The 15,899-nt window shown below is 47.3% G+C and carries 21 protein-coding genes; 12 read left to right on the top strand and 9 right to left on the bottom strand.

Features of this window, described 5'->3' with window-relative positions; translation table 11 throughout:
* Window positions 1-49 precede the first annotated feature (49 nt).
* On the top strand, window positions 50-1,183 hold the full coding sequence (locus KZ771_RS10510; protein WP_290653379.1) for an alpha/beta hydrolase-fold protein: 1,134 nt from the start codon (window positions 50-52) through the stop codon (window positions 1,181-1,183).
* A gap of 21 nt (window positions 1,184-1,204) precedes the next feature.
* Here KZ771_RS10510 and KZ771_RS10505 read toward each other — a convergent pair whose 3' ends face one another.
* Together KZ771_RS10505 and KZ771_RS10500 are read right to left on the bottom strand one after the other, a co-directional pair.
* Window positions 1,205-1,528 carry a HigA family addiction module antitoxin gene (locus KZ771_RS10505; protein ID WP_273269573.1) on the bottom strand — a complete coding sequence of 108 codons (324 nt, stop codon included), beginning with the start codon at window positions 1,526-1,528 and terminating at the stop codon, window positions 1,205-1,207.
* Window positions 1,529-1,543: 15 nt separating this feature from the next.
* Complete coding sequence (locus KZ771_RS10500; RefSeq protein ID WP_290653377.1) at window positions 1,544-1,837, bottom strand: type II toxin-antitoxin system RelE/ParE family toxin; 294 nt, start codon at window positions 1,835-1,837, stop codon at window positions 1,544-1,546.
* Window positions 1,838-2,123: 286 nt separating this feature from the next.
* Between KZ771_RS10500 and yafN the strand changes: the two genes are divergently transcribed.
* A complete protein-coding gene (yafN, locus tag KZ771_RS10495) occupies window positions 2,124-2,423 on the top strand; it encodes a type I toxin-antitoxin system antitoxin YafN (protein ID WP_290653375.1) in 300 nt (99 codons plus the stop codon).
* Between the two features lie 3 nt (window positions 2,424-2,426).
* Here the strand turns inward: yafN and KZ771_RS10490 are convergent, their stop codons facing one another.
* Window positions 2,427-3,092 carry a hypothetical protein gene (locus KZ771_RS10490; protein ID WP_290653373.1) on the bottom strand — a complete coding sequence of 222 codons (666 nt, stop codon included), beginning with the start codon at window positions 3,090-3,092 and terminating at the stop codon, window positions 2,427-2,429.
* Between the two features lie 290 nt (window positions 3,093-3,382).
* Between KZ771_RS10490 and KZ771_RS10485 the strand changes: the two genes are divergently transcribed.
* The 3 genes from KZ771_RS10485 to KZ771_RS10475 all read left to right on the top strand — a co-directional run bounded on the left by KZ771_RS10485 (window position 3,383) and on the right by KZ771_RS10475 (window position 5,691).
* Complete coding sequence (locus KZ771_RS10485; protein WP_290653371.1) at window positions 3,383-3,871, top strand: DNA-binding protein; 489 nt, start codon at window positions 3,383-3,385, stop codon at window positions 3,869-3,871.
* A 68-nt stretch (window positions 3,872-3,939) separates the two neighbouring features.
* The gene (locus tag KZ771_RS10480; protein WP_290653369.1) at window positions 3,940-5,202 is read left to right on the top strand and encodes an anti-phage deoxyguanosine triphosphatase; all 1,263 of its coding nucleotides are present in this window, start codon (window positions 3,940-3,942) and stop codon (window positions 5,200-5,202) included.
* A gap of 15 nt (window positions 5,203-5,217) precedes the next feature.
* Entirely contained in the window at window positions 5,218-5,691 is a 474-nt protein-coding gene (locus KZ771_RS10475) for a nucleoside deaminase (protein WP_290653367.1), read from the top strand.
* Here KZ771_RS10475 and KZ771_RS10470 read toward each other — a convergent pair.
* Together KZ771_RS10470 and vapB are read right to left on the bottom strand one after the other, a co-directional pair.
* Complete coding sequence (locus tag KZ771_RS10470) at window positions 5,688-6,137, bottom strand: type II toxin-antitoxin system VapC family toxin (RefSeq protein WP_290653365.1); 450 nt, start codon at window positions 6,135-6,137, stop codon at window positions 5,688-5,690. The two genes, KZ771_RS10475 and KZ771_RS10470, sit on opposite strands and share 4 nt — an antisense overlap.
* The gene (gene vapB, locus KZ771_RS10465; RefSeq protein ID WP_290653363.1) at window positions 6,134-6,364 is read right to left on the bottom strand and encodes a type II toxin-antitoxin system VapB family antitoxin; all 231 of its coding nucleotides are present in this window, start codon (window positions 6,362-6,364) and stop codon (window positions 6,134-6,136) included. Before vapB ends, KZ771_RS10470 begins: the two co-directional genes overlap by 4 nt.
* Window positions 6,365-6,495: 131 nt before the next feature.
* Between vapB and ctlX the strand changes: the two genes are divergently transcribed.
* From ctlX to KZ771_RS10440, 5 genes are all read left to right on the top strand, one after another.
* On the top strand, window positions 6,496-7,395 hold the full coding sequence (gene ctlX / locus KZ771_RS10460; RefSeq protein WP_290653361.1) for a citrulline utilization hydrolase CtlX: 900 nt from the start codon (window positions 6,496-6,498) through the stop codon (window positions 7,393-7,395).
* 233 nt (window positions 7,396-7,628) lie between these two features.
* Window positions 7,629-7,838: a cold-shock protein gene (locus KZ771_RS10455; protein WP_133540791.1), complete on the top strand. Its 210-nt coding sequence runs from the start codon at window positions 7,629-7,631 to the stop codon at window positions 7,836-7,838.
* Window positions 7,839-7,984: 146 nt separating this feature from the next.
* Window positions 7,985-8,815 carry a putative RNA methyltransferase gene (locus tag KZ771_RS10450; protein WP_290653359.1) on the top strand — a complete coding sequence of 277 codons (831 nt, stop codon included), beginning with the start codon at window positions 7,985-7,987 and terminating at the stop codon, window positions 8,813-8,815.
* A 64-nt stretch (window positions 8,816-8,879) separates the two neighbouring features.
* Window positions 8,880-9,119 carry a DUF2442 domain-containing protein gene (locus KZ771_RS10445; RefSeq protein ID WP_290569712.1) on the top strand — a complete coding sequence of 80 codons (240 nt, stop codon included), beginning with the start codon at window positions 8,880-8,882 and terminating at the stop codon, window positions 9,117-9,119.
* Window positions 9,116-10,252, top strand: coding sequence for a GNAT family N-acetyltransferase (locus tag KZ771_RS10440; RefSeq protein ID WP_290653357.1), 1,137 nt, complete (start codon window positions 9,116-9,118; stop codon window positions 10,250-10,252). Before KZ771_RS10445 ends, KZ771_RS10440 begins: the two co-directional genes overlap by 4 nt.
* Before the next feature lie 135 nt (window positions 10,253-10,387).
* On the opposite strand, the gene KZ771_RS10435 is transcribed toward KZ771_RS10440, so the two are convergent.
* The gene (locus KZ771_RS10435; RefSeq protein WP_290653355.1) at window positions 10,388-11,530 is read right to left on the bottom strand and encodes an RNA-guided endonuclease TnpB family protein; all 1,143 of its coding nucleotides are present in this window, start codon (window positions 11,528-11,530) and stop codon (window positions 10,388-10,390) included.
* Between the two features lie 116 nt (window positions 11,531-11,646).
* Window positions 11,647-11,940 carry an SLC13 family permease gene (locus KZ771_RS10430; RefSeq protein ID WP_290653353.1) on the bottom strand — a complete coding sequence of 98 codons (294 nt, stop codon included), beginning with the start codon at window positions 11,938-11,940 and terminating at the stop codon, window positions 11,647-11,649.
* A 107-nt stretch (window positions 11,941-12,047) separates the two neighbouring features.
* Between KZ771_RS10430 and KZ771_RS10425 the strand changes: the two genes are divergently transcribed.
* Window positions 12,048-13,052 carry a lyase gene (locus tag KZ771_RS10425; protein WP_290653350.1) on the top strand — a complete coding sequence of 335 codons (1,005 nt, stop codon included), beginning with the start codon at window positions 12,048-12,050 and terminating at the stop codon, window positions 13,050-13,052.
* A gap of 1 nt (window position 13,053) precedes the next feature.
* Here the strand turns inward: KZ771_RS10425 and KZ771_RS10420 are convergent, their stop codons facing one another.
* Both KZ771_RS10420 and KZ771_RS10415 read right to left on the bottom strand, forming a co-directional pair.
* Window positions 13,054-13,884 carry a DUF4198 domain-containing protein gene (locus tag KZ771_RS10420; protein ID WP_290653348.1) on the bottom strand — a complete coding sequence of 277 codons (831 nt, stop codon included), beginning with the start codon at window positions 13,882-13,884 and terminating at the stop codon, window positions 13,054-13,056.
* 30 nt (window positions 13,885-13,914) lie between these two features.
* The gene (locus KZ771_RS10415; RefSeq protein ID WP_290653346.1) at window positions 13,915-14,976 is read right to left on the bottom strand and encodes a PepSY-associated TM helix domain-containing protein; all 1,062 of its coding nucleotides are present in this window, start codon (window positions 14,974-14,976) and stop codon (window positions 13,915-13,917) included.
* Between the two features lie 122 nt (window positions 14,977-15,098).
* On the opposite strand from KZ771_RS10415, the gene KZ771_RS10410 reads away from it, so the two are divergent.
* Window positions 15,099-15,881 carry a ferredoxin--NADP reductase gene (locus KZ771_RS10410; protein ID WP_290569724.1) on the top strand — a complete coding sequence of 261 codons (783 nt, stop codon included), beginning with the start codon at window positions 15,099-15,101 and terminating at the stop codon, window positions 15,879-15,881.
* Window positions 15,882-15,899: the final 18 nt, after the last annotated feature.

Raw genomic sequence — 15,899 nt, 5'->3', positions numbered from 1 at the left:
TTTAAAATGGTGCTAAAATTTCCACAATACTTCATAACCCTCTGATCTAATGCCTATTTATCTGAAAGCCCTCAGCTTCTTATGTGTCTTTTTATTCTGCACCTCAACCCAAGCCGCAGAAACCTTCCGAATCGACTCCAAACTCATTAACGAAACCGTCACTGCCCGCATAGTACTCCCGGAAAGCTATCACCACTCCGACAGTTTTGAGTATCCGGTAATGCTAGTCATGGACGGCTCGACGCAGTTTGAGCACATTGCGGGTAACGTTAATTTCTTAAGCACGTTTTCGATAGTGCCGGAAATGATTGTGGTTGGGGTGAGTGCCAAGAACCGCATAAAGCACTTTACTCATACCGAACTAGAAGGCTATGAGGGGCGTTCTGGTGGTGCTGAGGCGTACACACAGTTCTTGAAAGACGAACTGTTGCCTGAGCTAAAAAAGCAGTATCGCATTTCGTCGTATACGCTGGTTACCGGGCATTCGCTGTCGGGGCTTTATACCAGTTACCTGGCGACTCATCATGCGGATTTTATCAATGCGTCAATATCGGTCAGTCCAAGCTTATGGTGGGATGATTTTGCGCTTATCAACGACATAAAGGCGGCGAAACAACAAGCAGAAAAGTCGCCGGTGCGTTGGTTTGTCAGCATGGCGAATGAGCCCAATGAAATGGCTGAGGGCTATAAGCGTTTTATTAAGGTGCTAGAGGAAAAATCGGAAAGTGTTTTTGATTGGGAGTCCCAGCAGTTTCCTGAGGAAACCCATGACAGTACACCATTGATTGCTAACGTCGAAGGGCTTAAATCAATTTTTCGCGGCTATAGCGCTGTGCCGAATATCGAAATTAAGTCGCTGGAACAGTTACAGGCTTACTATGGCAATTACGCAAAGACGATGGGTTACAACTTTCCCATGTCGGTGCATCAGTACAATGTTTATGGTTTGAAAGCCGCCTACGAAGGCGAGCTTGAATGGGGCATCGGGATACTCGAAAAAGGTGTCGAGGTGTTCGGTCAGTCAGAAATCCTCTGGGACAGCCTGGCTACCGTGTATTCAATGAATGATGACACGGGAAGTGCGCTTCAGGCATCGAATAAAGCGTTAGAACTGGCTCGCCAGCATCAGTCCAAATACCTCAGTGAGATAGAAGCGCAGAATAGTGAGCTGACTACGGACTAGCGCGAGAGCAATGACTTTAATTTAGGCCTTTTGATAAGAGCTATCATGAGGTTTCAGACGTTTAACGTTTTTAGCCTCTTGTTCATAGGCTTTGTGGCGAACATCCCATAGCTCAACGGCATGCTGAATATTTAACCAAAACTCCGGTGTGTTTCCGAAAGCGGCGGCTAGTTTAATGGCCATCGGTGCTGTCAGGACTCCTTTGTCATGAGCTATCCGACTCAGCGTGTTACGGTGAACGCCCATTGCTTCTGCCAGTTCGCGAATACTAACGTTCATTGGCTCGAGAAACTCAGTGATGAGCATCTGCCCAACAGTAATTGGGCGGCGTTGTGTTGTTCTCATTGGTACTGACTCCTTTTAGCCCTTGTAAACATGTGGGTCAAGATATGTATTTTTGGCGATACTTTCTTCCCAACAGAAAATGAGCCGATATTGTTTGTTAACTCTCACAGAACTCCAGCCGTGAAGCTTTCCACTTAAACGTTCATAGCGGTTACCTGGAGGGGCTCTTAAATCGGACTCTTTATTTGCCGCATCAAGTATTTGGATCTTTCTAAAGAGAGCTGTTTCGATGTTTTTAGGAATTTTCTTGTGGCTAGTGTCATCTTCATAAAAGCGCTCGAGCCATGAATCTCTGAATTTAACCGCCATCGTTACCTAACTACCAGATATTTTATGCACAACAACATTGTGCGTCAAGTGAATGCATCTAATATAGAGTTAGGCTTAAAGCCGGTCTATTAGTTAAGTATTTATAAAAGCGTAAGATATTTACTGATATTGGATTCAAGCCCGCCAGAGTAGATCCGGTATCCCTTGGTTTAGCTCAAAAACAGGAGGGCTAAATTGTACATAATTATGTATATTATTCTGTTTGTAATTAAGTGCATTTTATGACTATAATTTAATCAGTCTAGTAAATGTGGCGAGGAAAACCATGAACACGCAAACAATATTGGCTGAAAAAACAGTATCTGCCAGCGATGTACGCAAGCATCCCTGCCAGTATTTTAAAGCTGAACCTGTGGCGGTACTTTCCCATAATAAAACAGCTGGCTACATGGTGGGTGCCGAATTATTTGAAGCTATGGTGCGCCAGTTGGAAGCCTGTAACCCTAAGGTCGAGTCTCTTTTCCGTCCGACAGCGGCACGGTTGAAAGCAATTAGTGCTGAGGGAGAGAAGCTTTTAGCCGAGGCCAAAAAATCTGACCTGGATGACTTTGCAGTTCAGAAATAAGTACTAAACCCGCCGCAGTACATCCAGTATCCCCTGGTCTCGGGCTTTTTGAGCGGCCGGTACGTTAAAGTATTCGTTAGCTTTTACCCGCTCTTCCCAAACTTTTACAAAGTCCATTGGCTCGCTGGGGTCGACTTGTTGTGACTCGGGGGTATGGGTTTTGTAGAAGTGTGTTTTCACGAACTGAAAGCTCATGCGGCTGCGTTGTTCCCATGATATTACGCCTGCTTCGTGGAGGTCTTTTGCTAACAAACTCATGTCATCGGGGGAGATTGCCCGAGGGTCATATTTATTGGCGATTTCCGTGGGAATGCCATTGCTGTTAACGGAAGGCTGACTAGAATTGCCTTCTTCAGCCTGACGGCGCATGGCTTCTTCAAACAATTGATCACGGGCTTTAATCAGGCTTTCAAGCTTGTCTTTTTCGTCTTTTGTCAGGCTAGACTTACTCTCCAGCTCTTCAATTTTCTGCTCAATTTCTTCAAGTTGTTCGGTGTCGACACCCATGCGGTTAAGCACCAAGCTGCGGTAGGCTTTATCGATAAAGGTTTCATCATTGTCTGGTGTCGCTTGTTTCGCCTCGGGTGCTGGCGGCTGCTCGGTCTGACGGCTCTGTTGCGAAGAACCTGCCTGGCTCGTGGCTGTATTAAGTAATGTGCTGACGTTCATATCCCCTCCTAGTCCTTTAGCGGCAAAAACGGCAATGGCTTGCCGAAATTATCGGGCATTAGGTAAATATGTGTTAACAGAGCAAGGGGTGTGCCAGTTAGCAGTGCAATAGGCGCGTATATCTATGTAAGCCAATTACAGCCTTGAGCCTGATACCTTCTTTTATCCCTCATAATAAAGCTTAAATATGACTATGGTTGTCACTTGACAACATTGTTGTGTTAGTTTATTTTTATTCGTGTTGGGGGAGCAATGAGTAGGCCGAGACACCGGGCCAGGAGGTAACGACAATGAATAATTACGATTTCACCTTAAAATTTGTCGTGTCTGCCACTATCTCTTCTGACGAAATTACCGACAGTCTATATGGTGGCGCTTGCGACGATGCGATTATAGGAGTGGGTGTACCAGGAAGACTGGCGCTCAACTTTATGCGTGAAGCAGCTTCCGCAAAAGAAGCTATAAAAAGTGCAATTTCCGATGTGCAAAAGTCACTTCCTCAAGCGGTTTTGGTTGAGATAGGGCCAGATTTAGTTGGACTGTCCGATGCCGGCGAGCAACTTAAGATGAGTCGCCAGTATCTGCGCAAAGTTCGCGACAAAGAATTAGCCAAATTTCCCCTGCCAATGCATGAGGGTAATCCGTCTTTGTGGCATTTGTATCATTTGCTGGAGTATTTTAAGCAGGAAAAGCGCAAGGCTATTTCGGAAAACGACATGGAAGTGGCAAAAGCGGCTATGTTACTAAACTATGAACACCAAAAGCAGCGGGTTTACTAATCTTTCACTGGGCAAACGAGTGAAAATTTGTTTTGCTGTGAGGTAGTTATTTTCAACGTATTGCCACTATGAATAAAACCATGCTTCAACGACGCTCAGGTGAAAACAAACCGTTTAATGCCGCAACGCCAGACAGTGATGCGCAGCGTGATCGTGCACGAATCATTCACTCTTCGGCGTTTCGCCGTCTGCAGTCGAAAACCCAGGTGCTGGGTGTGGGCGACAATGACTTTTATCGCACGCGGCTAACCCATTCGATGGAAGTGGCGCAAATTGGTTCGGGTATTTGCGAGCATTTAAAGCGAACTTATGCTGACAATGGTGATATTTCGCAGCAGATACCGTCGTTTTTTCAAATTGAAGCCACTTGTTTGGCACATGATTTAGGGCATCCGCCATTTGGGCATGGTGGTGAAGTCGCGCTTAACTATCACATGCTAGGTCACGGCGGCTTTGAGGGTAACGGACAGACGTTACGCATTTTAAGCAAGTTGGGCGAGTATTCTGAACAGCACGGTCTGGACGTAACCCGCCGCACCTTGTTGGGTGTTTTGAAATATCCGGTGCTGCACAGCGAAGTACAACAAGCGGGTTTAACCAAGGGCTCTCCGCTAAACGCATTTAAACCGCCTAAATCGATTCATGACGACGAAGAAGACGTTCTACATTGGATTTTAGAAGAGTTTTCGCAGCACGATCGCGACACGTTTCGCACCGTATTGGATGCAGACGGCAAGCGACGCTCGCGGTTTAAAGCCTTTGATACCTCGATTATGGAACTAGCCGACGATATTTCTTACGGCGTGCATGATTTAGAGGATGCGCTGGCGCTGGGCTTGGTTACAGAAAGGCAGTGGCGCGAAGATGTGTTGCAATTGGCGCATGAGGACAGCCCGCTTGTAACCGATGCAGAGTTCTACAACGACAAACTCTTCTCGCCTGACAGCCGCGATCGCAAACATGCTATTAGTAAATTAATTGGCTACCTGGTGCCGCAAATATCGGTCGAGCGGCAGCAGCAGTTTGAACACCCGCAACTGGACTTACAGGCAGCACTCCCTGCAGAAGCGGAGCACACGCTAGACCTACTAAAAAGCTTTGTCTTCAAGCATGTGATTCGTAGCGCCGAGGTTAAAGCCATGGAGTTCAAAGGCCAGCGAATTATCATGGCGCTATTTGAGGCATTAGCTGATGCGCCGGAACAATTACTACAACCGTCAACATTGCAAAAGTACCACCAAGCCAGCAATCCAAAACGGGTGATCTGTGACTATATATCGGGTATGACAGACCACTACGCGCGCCGACTACATCGTCGCCTATTGGGATAAACAGGAGTTAAAGCCGTGATTAATCCACATCTTCTACGTTGCGTTGCGCTGGCGGAAGAAGCGCTTGCAGCCGGCGATGCGCCGTTTGGCTCGGTGTTGGTCGATGAAAACGGTAATGTGCTAAAAGAAGACCGAAATCGCGTGAACAGTGTGGATAAAACCTACCATCCCGAGATTGAGTTGGCGCGTTGGGCGGCTAAAAACCTGACACGAGAGCAGCGTCGAAATACCACCATGTATACCTCTGGTGAGCATTGTCCTATGTGTTCTGCCGCCCATGGTTGGGCGGAGTTAGGCAAAGTGGTTTATATTCATTCGACTGTACAGCTGACCCAGTGGCATAAGGAATTTGGTTTAGGAGAATCGCGTGTGAGTCAGCTTCCGATTAGGGAGATCGCACCGAAAGTTGAAGTCGAGGGCCCAGTCGATGACTTGCTACCCCGAATGTATGAACTGCACAAAGCTTATATAACAGCCGAGAAAAGTTAACGGTAAGCCGGGCTTGGTTCGTTCACTGAACTTTGCGGCGGTTGCGTCAGCCAATTTTCTGTAATTAAACCGGGTACGCGTTCAAATTCGGCTGTGTTGTTAGTCACAACGGTTAATCCATGAGATCGAGCATGTCCGGCTATCATTTGGTCATAAGGGCCGATCGGCGTGCCTTTTTGTTTTAATTGATGGCGAATCAGAGCAGTGTGATATGCCGCGTCGGAATCGTAACTCAGAATGTTTAACCGCGCTAAAAAGCTGTGGAGCCTTTCGGCATTGCTAACTCGGTGCTGCGAGTTCTCAACACCGTATTGAAGCTCCATGACGGTAACGGAACTGATACAAAGTTCGCGTGCGTGCTCGTCAAAAATTGGCGCTAAATAGGCCGGTTTGTTTTTCATAATATAAATACAGATATTAGTATCGAGCATATAGCGTAAATTCATAGTGACTCGCGTTCCTGATCGCCAGGTTGCTCTCGTTCTACCATAAAGTCTTCGCTGGCTGGTTCACCACTAAACCATGAAGCCCAACTGGTTTTGGCCGGGGTAATAATTCTGCTCTCTCCCACGACTAACACTTCTACTTCCTTTACTTCGTCAGAAAAAGCAACGTCCTTGGGTAGCCGAACAGCTTGGGTCTTATTATTTTTAAATAGGGTTGTTTTGGTCATAAGAAAAGTATATCCAAATAGTATATACTTAATATAGTTTATTATTTTAACAGTTGCAATACCATTTGAACGTTGCGGGCGACTCATCAAATTGCTATAACTGCGCGCAAATTTATTAGCCCGAAAATCTTATGAAGCAGTCGTCAGATACCGTTATTATGGTGCGTCCGCACCACTTTACGTCGAACCCGGAAACATTAGCTGATAACACCTTTCAGTCGGTGTCGCAGGCAAATGATGTGGCGCAAAAAGCTTATGACGAAGTGACTGAGGCGGCCAATACGCTGCGGCAGCAAGGCGTCACGGTGCATTTGTTTGAGGATGAAACGACCCAAACGCCGGATTCGGTATTCCCAAATAATTGGCTTACTACTCATGCGTCGGGTGAATTGGTGCTATACCCGATGTTTAGTAATAACCGTCGCAAAGAGCGGCGCGCGGATATTATTGAGTTTCTGCAAGGCCACTATAACTACTCAACCACCCTAGATCTCTCTGGTTTAGAGCAAAAAGAACAGTTTTTAGAGGGAACGGGGGCGATTGTCTTCGACCATCAGGCTAAATTGGCTTATGTGGCGCGTTCTAAACGAATGCATGAAGCAGCGCTAAATTCGCTGTGCGAACGATTGGGTTACGAGCCTGTGGTTTTTGATGCAAGTAACAGCGCCGGCACGCCGGTTTACCACACCAATGTTATCATGGCGGTGGGTACCGAATTTGTCATGATGGCACTTGATATGATTGAGGAAAAAGCACGGCAACGAGTTATTACTGCGATTCAGCAAAGTGGGAAAGCGTTGATTGAGCTGAGTGAAACACAGATTGCGCAGTTTGCCGGTAATACGCTGGAACTAGATTCCAAAAAGGGCAAGTTGCTGGCGTTATCAGCCACGGCTTTTGCGGCGCTGACCGAAGAACAAAAAATTCATTTAGCGCAGTGGGTTAAGTTAGTGCCAATGTCAGTTCCCACCATAGAATTAGGCGGTGGCTCCATTCGCTGCATGCTGGCGCAGGTGTTTAAACCAACATAAACCGGTTTTATAAAATTAATTTAAAATATTATTTGACTTTATATTTATAAGGCGTATTGTGGGCGGCGTTGGATAAGAAACAGATAGTTAAACACTCCTCTACGTCACATTATTAGAAGTAATCGTCTCGTCCTGTAGTTTTAAGTTTCACATTTTTTACCCCGCACGATCATCGGCATCGAGGTTGTCTCGGTCCGGTACTTTTATAGTTTTAAAAATTTCAGGATATGATTATGTCTAATACAGTAAACGGTGTTGTTAAGTGGTTTAACGAAGCAAAAGGTTTTGGTTTTATCGAGCAACAAGGTGGCGCAGACGTATTTGCTCACTTTAGCGCGATTGTTAGTGACGGTTTCAAAACCTTAACTGAAGGCCAACGCGTTTCTTTCTCAGTGACCCAAGGCCCGAAAGGCCCTCAAGCTGAGAACATTCAAGCGCTGTAATCCTTGCGATTAACGCCCTTGGAGTCGCTTTAAGCGAACCAAATTATGAAGAGCAGCCTACGGGCTGCTTTTTTTGTTCCTGAATTTTGGCAAAAAAGTCCGTAAACTGGTGTCTGCATTTAATTAATCAGCCCAGAGAGTTTTGCGTGATAGAGCCTGTTACCAATTTGATTTGTCCGCTTGACCAACAGCCGTTGCAACAGCATGACATGAGCTGGCGCTGTAATAGCGGCCATAGTTATGACATCGCAAAGCAGGGGTATGTGAATCTGTTGCCGGTGCAAAAAAAGCGCTCCAAAGATCCGGGTGATAGTAAAGCGATGATACAAGCGCGGCGACGCTTTTTGTCGCAAGGCTTTTACCAACCGCTAGCCGAGCAAGTGGCGGCTCTGACATTGACCGATAACGCTTCATCGGTGTTAGATGCCGGCTGTGGTGAGGGTTACTATCTGCAACAGTTGATTCAGGCAGCCGAACGGCAAGGTAAGTCATTACAAGTGGCGGGCTTGGATATTTCTAAATGGGCGGTGCAGGCGGCTGCAAAGCAGAACAAACGGGCAACCTGGATGGTGGCTTCTAATCGCGCCATGCCGTTGGCGGACAATAGTGTCGATACGCTTCTGTGCTTGTTTGGATTTCCCGCAGAAGCTGAATTCGAGCGCGTGTTAAAGCCCGGCGGGCGCCTTATTATGGTTGATCCTGCATCAAACCACCTGAATGAGCTTAAACAAATTATTTACCCCGAAGTAAAAGCCAAACCGGAGCAACTACCGGTTAATGACAGCCGGTGGTCTCTGACCCAAGAGCAACGTGTTAGCTATACCGTGACGCTGCCCGATAACGATACCATTCGCGACTTATTAGTCATGACTCCTCACCTTTACCGTAGCAGCCAGGCGGGGCGAGAGCGGGCGGAAGTGCTAACAACGTTAGACGTTACAGTCGATGTATGGTTGCGGAGTTTCTGTAATCGGTAGTAAAGTTAAGCCAACTTAAGCAAGTTGGTGGTTAAGCATAGAAACATATTCTTGGAGGCTTGGAATGAGTACTTTGAAGGTTGAAAGCCATCCTGTTGCAATTGATGTATGCGTGACTGAGTCGAACTTAAGCGTTGACCTGGCAGACGGCAGAAAAATTTCTGTCCCTATTGTTTGGTTTCCGAGGCTTCAAAAAGCGAGTAAATACGATCGGGAGAAATGGCAGCTTTTGGGTGATGGGCAAGGTATCCATTGGCCAACTCTTGATGAAGATATAAGTGTTTCAGGGTTATTAAACCCTTGATAAAAATAGAGTTAACCTCCTCGGTAACCGCTGTTTCGCGAGATGATTGGGACAACCTGTTTGGTCGTAACTACCCTTTTACCCGCTATGATTTTTTACTGGCATTAGAGCAAGGCGGAAGCCTGGGGCCGCAGCGTGGCTGGGTACCGCAGTATGCGGTTGCGCGCGACACCGATAACGTGATCGTTGCCATTATGCCATGGTTCAAAAAAACGCACTCTTATGGCGAGTATTTCTTTGATTGGGCATTTGCCGAGGCTTACGAACGCTATGGTTTTCAGTACTATCCTAAGTTAATTAATGCGATTCCTTTTACTCCCTGCTCGGGGCCACGCATTGGGCTGGCAGACGACTACCGCGCTAGCGACGTCGTGCCGTTAATCGAAGCCGAACTGACTAAACAACACGATGTCAGCAACCTACAGTGCCTGTACGTGACGCCCGAATTAAGCAAAACGTTAGCCAATGACGGCTGGTGGCAGCGATTTGATATTCAGTTTTTATGGCAGAATCGTGATTACCGTAGTTTCCAGGACTTTTTAGCGGCTCTGGTTTCGCGCAAACGCAAAAGTATTCGTAAAGAGCGGCGTCAGGTAACTGAACAAGGCGTTACCATGAAGGTGTTAGCTGGCGACGAGCTGGACGATGCATTTTGGCAGCAGTTCACCCGTTTTTACCAGCGAACCTATTTAAAGCGATCGGGTCATGGTGGTTATTTAACGTCGGAAACGCTCAAGCTATGGGGTAAACACCTGGCTGACAGCATTGTTGTTTTTGCCGCTTATCGGGAACAGCAGCTAGTCGCGGCGTCGTTATGCTTTAAAAGCAAGGATACCTTATACGGACGCTACTGGGGTTGTGTTGAAGAGCTCGAATTCCTGCACTTTGAAGCCTGTTATTACCAGGGAATTGAGTATTGCATAGCGCATGGGCTTGCCTATTTTGATGCGGGAGCACAAGGTGAGCATAAACTCCACCGTGGCTTTGAGCCGGTACTGCGCGAAGGTTTTTACCGCTTTATGCCATCACCGCTTAATGAAGCAGTAGCGCAGTTCTGTGGTCAGGAACGAGCGGCCATACAAGAGCATATCAGTACATTAGGGGGTGTGGTTCCTTTTAAGAATAAGGCCTAGTAAAGCGGCCAGAACCAGGTAATTAACACCATTGCTACGGCACAGACCAACACCGATAACGGCAGTCGTGACTACTCACCGCCTTATCAGGCGATGCTTCTTATTTCGTTAGCCGTTGCTCGATAGTATCGAGACTTACGCAGCTTCCATAAGCAGAAACGACTGTCCAGCCGCCTTTAATTCCAGAGCACCTTTATCACGGATATTGAGTGCGGCATTTAAATCCCGATCTATATCCGTCGTTCCGCAAGAGGGGCAATCCCATGTGCGAACCGATAACGGCATTTCTTCCATTTTATGACCGCAACAATGGCAAGTCTTTGAGCTGGCGTACCACTGGTCGAGCTTGACTAGGTATTTACCTTGCTCTTTCAGTTTGTACTCCAGTTTATTGACAAAGCTGTGCCATGCGGCATCCGCTATGTGTTTTGCCAGTTTGCGGTTTTTCATCATATTTGCTGATTTCAATGTCTCAACTATCACCGCTTGGTTTTCGTCAACGAGAGTTCGAGAGAGTTTGTGTTGAAAATCAGCGCGAGCGTTAGTGACCCTTTCATGGCATTTCGCCACAAGCAAACGAGCTTTCGCTCGATTAGCACTGCCTTTTGCTTTTCTGGATAACTGACGCTGCTTACGCCTGAGATTCCTTTCAGCACGCTTTACAAATCTTGGGTTGGCTCTTTTTCTACCATTTGACTCAATTGCAAAGTGAGATAACCCCAGGTCAATGCCTGTTACCTTACTCACCGTTTGAAGTGGTTTAGGTGCTTTCACTCCATCATCCACAAGGATAGAGGCGTAGAATTTGCCAGTTTTACTCAGGCTCACTGTAATGCTTTTAACTGTTCCCGAAATTTCACGATGGATATTCGCTTTTACAGGCTTCATTTTCGGGAGTTTGATTGCGTCATCTAGCACTTTTACACCCACACAGTGATAGCTCGACTGCTTGCCATGTCTGCGTTTGAATTGTGGGTATCTCGCCTTTAGCTTCGGGTTAAAGAAGTTATCGAAGGCTCGATGCAGATTGATCACGGATTGTTGCAAAGCAATGGCGTCATATTGCTTCAGCCAATGGTATTTTCGTGATTTTTTAGCAACAGCAAGCAGTGGTTTTATATCCTTTTTTGGACTCAGTGTGACACCATGCTTGCGATACATGTGAGACTTTAAATACAACGCTTTGTTATACGCAAAACGCACGGCACCAAACTGAGCAATCAAAAACTCAGCTTGTTCGGGCGTTGGATAGATGCGTACTTTCGTTGCTTTTAACATAGTAAGTAGAGGCTGTATTTATATACAGTATAATTACACGCGCCTTTATCTGAGTCAAGGTCGCAGACTGACTATAAAACCTACGCCTTATATCCCCGCCCTCATCGGGCGAGGGTTTACGGCGAAACTGCTAACTGCAGTAATGGGTTATCGCCGATGTTTTTCATCCACCCGGCCAGCGCGTCTACAACACCAGAACGCCAAAGCGCCTGGCTTATAACCAACACTGCCGCAACGGTTATAACTGCCGCATTACCAAAGCCTGAAAAAAACTCCGTGGTGGGCACTAGTCCAAGCACGGCGGCCGTCAGCAGCGCCATCATTGCGACTAAGTCGTAGCGCCACTTGTCTATGACCAGTAGCACCAACATCGCCAGTAGGATAATACCAATTAGCCACTGATCCAGCATATCGCGTGCCTCGTTATAATTTTAGATACCTTACACGCAAGCGACGAGTTGTACTAGCGGCTGAACTTAACTATACCTAGTGTATTAGTTACCAAGGAGTTAATACGATGAAACTGCCTTATACGATGATAGCAGCGACACTTTCTGCGTTGTTTTTTATCGGCGATGCAAGTGCTGACCACCACAAGTCTGCCAACGGATTGGCAACCGCAGAAATTCAGGAGTGGGATGTGCCATGGGAAGATACGCGCCCCCGAGACCCCTGGGTGCATAACGGTACGGTTTGGTTTGTTGGACAGTCCGGTAACTATGTCGCTACGCTTAACCCCGACAGTGGCGATTTTAAACGCTATGAAATCCCCGAGGGTGCACACCCGCATACGGTGATTGTTGATGACCGAGGTGCATGGTACGCCGGTAATCTGGATGAGCATATTGGTCTGGTTAACCCGAATGACGGCAGCGTTAAGCAATTTCCGTTGCCGGGCGGGGGCACCAAAGATAGTCACACCATGGATTTTACCAGTAACGGTGATATTTACTTTACCGTACAAAATGGCAATCAGTTGGGTTTTTTAGACACCGATAGCGAGCAAATCATGTTGTGGGATGTGCCGACTGATAGTGCTCGTCCTTATGGCTTAATCGTAGAAAATGACAAACCCTGGGCGACGCTGTTTGGCACCAACAAGTTGGCGACAATCGAAAAGGGTCAACTAAAGGAAATCGAGCTGAATCGTGACGATAACCGGCCGCGCCGCCTCGGCATGACCAGTGATGGCCATATTTGGTACGTCGACTATAACCAGGGGTATGTCGGTGTTTATGATCCGGAGTCCGGCGAGAATAATGACTGGCGTGCTCCCGGTAAAATAAACTCACGGCCCTATGGCATGGCTATCGATAAACGCGATGACGTGTGGTTTGTCGAAACCGGTATGCAGCCTAACCGCTTGGTGGGTTTTGATACCGAATCAAAAACCTTTTCTGAACCGATGGAAATCCCCAGTGGTGGCGGTACGATTCGCCATATGTATTATGACGAATCGACCGATTCGATTTGGTTTGGTACCGATGTCGATACCGTGGGTGTTGTGCGCTTAACGCCTTAAGTCACAGCGGTAAAACCTCTAAAACGGCCACATAGGAGCCCTGGCGTTGGGTCGCTGGGGCTTCTGCGTTATTGTCCTGGTATTCAGCTTCTAACCAGTACATGCCAGGCTCGTCCACGCTAAAGCTGACTTCGCCTTTGTTATTCGTGGTTAGCGACACTTCGTCAGCTTGGTCACGATAGCGCTCTGCACCTTTGACTAACAAAATGTTAGTCCCCGCAGCAGGTTTTCCGTCCATCATAAAGGTAAAGCTGATGGTTTCACCGATGTACAGATCGTTAGGATGTGTGCCGGGTTCCAACTCAAGGCCTTTGCCTGTCGCGCCCAGCGTGTCGTAGGTCGGCATACCCGCAGTCACAAACGTTTCTACTCGACGTGAACGCTCACTAACTTCTAACTGTTTGGCGTTTTTGGGGACCTCGTTATAAAAGTCCTCATTACTTTTTTGACTGCCACGGGGCGGCCAGAATTGCCGCTGGCCATTGTCATCAACCCAGCGCGCCGTTAACCCGGAACTGGCTGAATAAATGGTGTAGGTTCCTTCTTTTTCAAGCTCGATATCGAATACCGAACGGTACTTACCCTTATGACCATTCTCCAGCGTGACGGCGTTACCATCAGGACCCATGGCGTTGACGCGATCTAACGCTAGAGGAAAGTGATCAGGATAAAACAGGCCATTGGCGATGGCGGCGTCAAAGGTCACCCATTCGGCTTCGCCGGAAACAACGGTATGGCTTGGTTTTATCCAGACACGGTGAGCATTCGAGCTGGTGCTGGCAAATAACGTGAGTACGGCCAGGCTAGTGGTTAATACAGAAGATAATTTCATAAATAATGCTCCAGGTATTGGCAATCAATGTTAAGGAATTAGGTTAAGTGTCACCGTGCCCAATTCGTGTTCACCAGACTCAGTGACTGACAAGGCATTGGTTAACGGTAGTGTGAGAGGTAAACGCAGTAGCTCGCGGCCACCGACTTCCCGGGCGGCTTCGATATACAGGTAATAGTTGCCGGGTTGCAGTTGTGGCAGCTGTTTTAACAGCGGAGTTAGCTCTACAGTCTGTGTGCCGGGCCTGCGGGTGGCTCCTGACACACCATCGATAGGCATATCAGCCATGCGACCGCTGCGGCGCCACCATTGACGCAGATCTTTAAGCCACTTTTCACCCTCATTGTCGGCTAAGCGTAAGTCATACCATACGGCAATATCAGCGACTCGTTGCTGACGCTCGTTAGCCAGCCATACGGCAATATACGGTGGATGATATTCTGCGACATTAAGCCGTGGTATTTCGATACTGAGGGTCGCCTTTTGTAAGGGCTTATCGGCGGCATGGGCTGATCCGATAATGGCAAACAAGGGAATCATGAAACCGGCCAGGATCAGTGGCCAGGTCGACTTTCGACCTTTACTGTATTTATTCAAAAGTAATAACCCCGTCATGGTAAAAATTATGCTGGCGATGGCAAAAACATCGATAAACACACTCCAGATAAAGCCGGTATTGCGGGCTTTATGCAGATCATTTAAATAAGCAATCCAGCCACGATCGGTATTTTCTCCGTAAATCTCACCGCTGGTTAAATCGACACTAAACCAACGGTCGCCACCGGGTTGCGGCATGCCGACGTAAAGCTCGTAGTCGCTCCATTCAATTTGCGCGTTGTTGCTTAGTGCATAACCGGCCTGTTCCGCATACCATTGTTCAAATGCTAAGGGTAGCGCGTCGCTACCGGATGCACTCAATAACTGGTCCAGAGTGTTTTTAGGCAGAGACGTTTCGAACACCTCCACATCCGGGCTTGATTCAATCCAGCCGGCGTGGTTTAACGTAATACCGGTAACCGAAAACAGCAGCATGCCGATTAGGCAAATTGCCGAGCTGATCCAGTGCCAGTCTTTAATGGTTTTAGCGCGCATAACGAAGTAACAACAACTATTTGGTGACAAGACGATTTGGTGTTACTCTATATGCAAACAATTCGCATTTACAATATAGTAATCGTGGATGCATTCTTTAGTAAAAGTTAAGAGCAGGTGTTATGAGAAGTATTATTTCGGAAACGGTCACAGCTGTACGTCATTGGAACGATACCCTGTTTAGCTTTAAAACCACGCGCAAGCCGACGTTTACCTTCGAAAATGGTCAATTTGTGATGATGGGTTTGCAGCTGGAAGATAAGCCGTTGTTGCGTGCCTACAGCATTGCCAGCGCTAATTACGAAGACGAGCTGGAGTTTTTTAGTATCAAAGTGCCGGACGGAGCACTCACGTCGCGCTTACAACATATTCAGGTGGGAGATGAAGTAGTTTTATCGACCCGCCCTACCGGAACACTGGTGCCGGGCCATCTGCTACCCGGCAAGAATTTATACTTGCTCGCGACCGGCACTGGACTGGCGCCGTTTATGAGTGTGATAAAAGATCCTGATATGTACGAGCGCTTCGACAACATTGTGCTAGTACATGGGGTACGTTATGTATCGGAATTAGCCTATCAGGAAGAAATTCAGCAGCAATTGCCAAACAATGAGTTCTTTGGCGACTGGGTACGTGAAAAACTGATTTATTACCCGACAGTAACCCGTGAGGCGTTTATGGATGAGGCGCACCAACAACGCATTACCACGCTTCTGGAAACAGACACGTTAACGCAGCAACTTGGCTTGCCGGCGATCGACCCAGCCAGCGACCGCTTTATGCTGTGCGGAAACAACGCTATGCTGGATGATATTATGGCGATACTAAATGCCCGCGGATTTACCAAAGCCACCTCACGCAAACAAGGTGACTATGTGATTGAACAAGCCTTTTTGGAAAAATAACAGACACTCGGGGATGCA

The sequence above is a fragment of the Idiomarina sp. genome, from assembly GCF_019431395.1.
GTDB lineage: Bacteria > Pseudomonadota > Gammaproteobacteria > Enterobacterales > Alteromonadaceae > Idiomarina.
Note: the sequence above shows the minus strand (reverse complement) of the source record. Positions and strands in the feature narration are given on the sequence as shown.